2 pseudogenes are annotated in these 3207 nt (G+C 61.0%); both read left to right on the plus strand.

Annotated elements, in window-relative coordinates:
* Positions 1-1276 (plus strand): annotated as a pseudogene (locus F2S13_RS29350) (DUF2345 domain-containing protein); the annotation flags it as partial.
* A 1709-nt stretch (positions 1277-2985) separates the two neighbouring features.
* Positions 2986-3207: pseudogene (locus tag F2S13_RS06070) on the plus strand (DUF2931 family protein); the annotation flags it as partial.

Consider the following 3207-nt stretch of genomic DNA (forward strand, 5'->3'; position numbering starts at 1 on the left):
GCTGAAGATCACCGACGGCGCACCGCAGGCCTTCGCCCCGGGCGCGGTGATTATAAAAATGACGACAACGGCCGCACGCGATCGCAGTCTCCTGGTCACCTTTGAGGCCATGCCCTATGCGGACAGGGTGTGCTTTCGTCCGCCGTTGCAGACAAAGCCGCAGATTGCCGGCACCGTCCCGGCCCGCGTCACCAACCCGCAGAAAAATGATCTTTACGCCGAGATCGACCCGGAAGGCCGCTACCGGGTCAACTTCCTCTTTGATCGCGACACCTGGGCGCGCGGCGAGGAAAGCATGTGGCTGCGCCTGGCCCGACCCTATGCCGGCGACACGTACGGCCTGCATCTGCCGCTCCTCGCCGGCACCGAAGTGGCCATCGCGTTTGAGCGGGGTGATGTGGACCGACCCTATATTGCTCACGCCCTGCACGACAGCGAACACCCCGACCCCGTCACCCTGTTCAACCGCAAGCGCAACGTCCTGCGCACGCCAGCCAATAACAAGCTGCGCATGGAGGACAACCGCGGCGAAGAGCACATCAAGCTCAGTACCGAGCACAGCGGCAAGAGCCAGCTGAATCTGGGGCATCTGGTGGATGTCCAGAAGAAAAAGCGCGGTGAAGGCTTTGAACTGCGCACCGATGGCTGGGGGGCCATCCGCAGCGGCAAGGGGCTATTCATCAGCGCCGAAGAGCAGAGCAAGGCCCAGGGCCCGGTGCTCGACATGACCGCCGCCGTGGACCGATTACAACAGGCTGGCGAACAACTGCAAAAGCTCTCGGTCGATGCGCAGGCCAGTCAAGCCGAACCGGCAGACGTACAAGCGCAAATCAGCCTGCTCCGGCAAGACCTGGAACAACTCAAATCCGCCGTCCTGCTGCTCAGCGCACCCCAAGGCATTGCCCTGACCAGCGGCAAGCACCTGCAACTGGCGGCGCAACACAACCTGATGCTTAACGCTGGTGGCGAAGCGGATATCAGCGTGGTCAAGCGCCTCTTCATGGGCGTGGGGCAGGGGCTGAGCCTGTTCGTGCGCAAGCTCGGCCTCAAGCTGATCGCCAACCAGGGCCCGGTGATTGTCCAGGCGCAAAACGACAAGCTGGAACTGCTGGCCCGGCATGGACTGGACATCAGCAGCACAGAAGACGAAATCCGCATCACGGCCAAGAAGAAGATCACTCTCAATGCCGGTGGCAGCTACATCGCACTCGATCCCAACAGCATCGAATCCGGTACGGCGGGCGACTACAACATAAAGTCGGCACATTTTGAATACGTCGAGAGTAAAGCCACGCAGGCCGCACGGGTAGCGGCATTGCCAAAGATCATCGACCCGCCGCTCCAGTTCGATGAGCAGTTCCGGATATTCAAGAACGATGGTGAACGGGGCTGGGCCGGCGTTCCCTACAGGATCACCGCCGCTTCCGGCAAGGTCTGGAAAGGCAAGACCGACAGCCAGGGCTTCACCGAGCGGGTTTATACCGCCACGCCTGAAAACCTCTCGCTGAGCTACGACATGGAGGAAGAGGAAGAGGAGGAAGAACTTGAAGGCATCACCCTGCGCCTGGGCTTGTTTTTCGATGGTACGGGTAATAACCAGGCCAATTCCGCAGTCACCGAACAATGCAGGCGCGACGACCTGGCACTGTTCGACCAGAGCGAATTGGCGAGCATCATCGAGACGTGCAAGAAGTACGGTTTCGACGGGTTTGATGTCAGCGGCTTTAACCGAGCGCCCGACAATAGCTACGGCAATGCGCCGAGTAATGTGGCGTATCTGTATGAACTGTATCCCGACCATGCCACCGATGGTCTCCCTCCAGGGGCTGAAATTGGCTATGTGAAGGTCTACCTGGAGGGCATCGGTACCAGCAACGGAGGTGATGACTCGGTCATCATAGGTCAAGGCCTGGGGCGGGGTGAAACCGGAGTGGTGGCAAGGGTCAAGCAGGCGCCAGACCTGATCAAAAAGCAGTTGAACTTCTTCCAGCAAACTAACCCTGGCATCTACATCCGACGTGTCGAGTTCGACATCTTCGGCTTCAGTCGCGGCGCTGCCGCCGGCCGGCATTGTGCCAACGAGCTGCTCAAACCGGGTCGCGGCCTGTTCAGCGAACTGTTGCAGGCCGGTCACTTTACACTGCTGACGACGTTCGACCGGGCTGTGGACGTTAGCCTCAACCTGATCGGCCTGTTCGACACCGTTGCGGCCATCTCGGCACCTGAGCGCGGAGACCTGACCCCGGCCGATGCCAACAACCCGGACGTCAACTTGTATCTGCCGCCCGGTTGTGCGCGCCAGGTCGTCCAACTGCAGGCCCGCGACGAGTGTCGTCTCAATTTCGCCCTTAACAGTGTGCAACACGGCCATCTGGAAATCAGCCTGCCAGGCGTGCACTCGGACATTGGCGGTGGCTACTTGCCGCGCGCCCGCGAACGGTTGCTGTTGACCCAACCGCAGCGGATGGAGCATCGAGACAATCGCCCGGTAGAAGCGCACCCAGACTGGGTGCAGCTAAGTGCCCGGTTGGGGACTTTGCGCACAACCGGCCTGGCCGGTGAAGGCAGTCTCGAGGTCAAGGCCTGGCCTTTGCCCAAGCCTGCGCGGGGCCGATCGGAAAGTGATGAACAGGACTACTGGCTGGCGATCGTCCTCGACCGGCCGGTGCGGGGCGAGTTGGGGCTGATTGGCCTGCGCGTGATGCGTGAGCTTGGCGTGCGTCATGGCGTGCCGTTCAAGAGTCTCGAAGCACGACCCGAGTTGGCGTTACCTGAAGAATTGCAGCCCATCGCCGCCCAAATCCTGGAGCAAGCGCTGGCGGGAACCGCAATTAGCCTCGAACCCGATCAGGAACGTCTGTTGCTTAGCCGCTATATCCATCGATCTGCCCATTGGACGCCCAGCTACGGGCTGATGATCAACAAGCCGGCGCCGAAGAACAAACGCAACATTTATCCCAACCACCCGCAGACGGGGTATCCCCAATGATGCGCCTGAGCCTGCTCGTCGGCCTGCTGTTCAGTTTGTGTGCCTGCGCCAGCGGTCCCAGGTCCCCCAATTTGCCCTATGACAGCTGGTACGTCGGCCTGGCCGCGCCCCGTTACATGGAAGTATGGGTCGAGACCGTAGATGTGCTCGACCAACGCGGGCTGGCGTACTTTCGAGTGCATGCGGGGGTGGCGGGCTACACCCGCAAACCGGAAGGC

This window comes from Pseudomonas akapageensis (assembly GCF_011355085.1).
GTDB classification, from domain to species: Bacteria; Pseudomonadota; Gammaproteobacteria; order Pseudomonadales; family Pseudomonadaceae; genus Aquipseudomonas; species Aquipseudomonas akapageensis.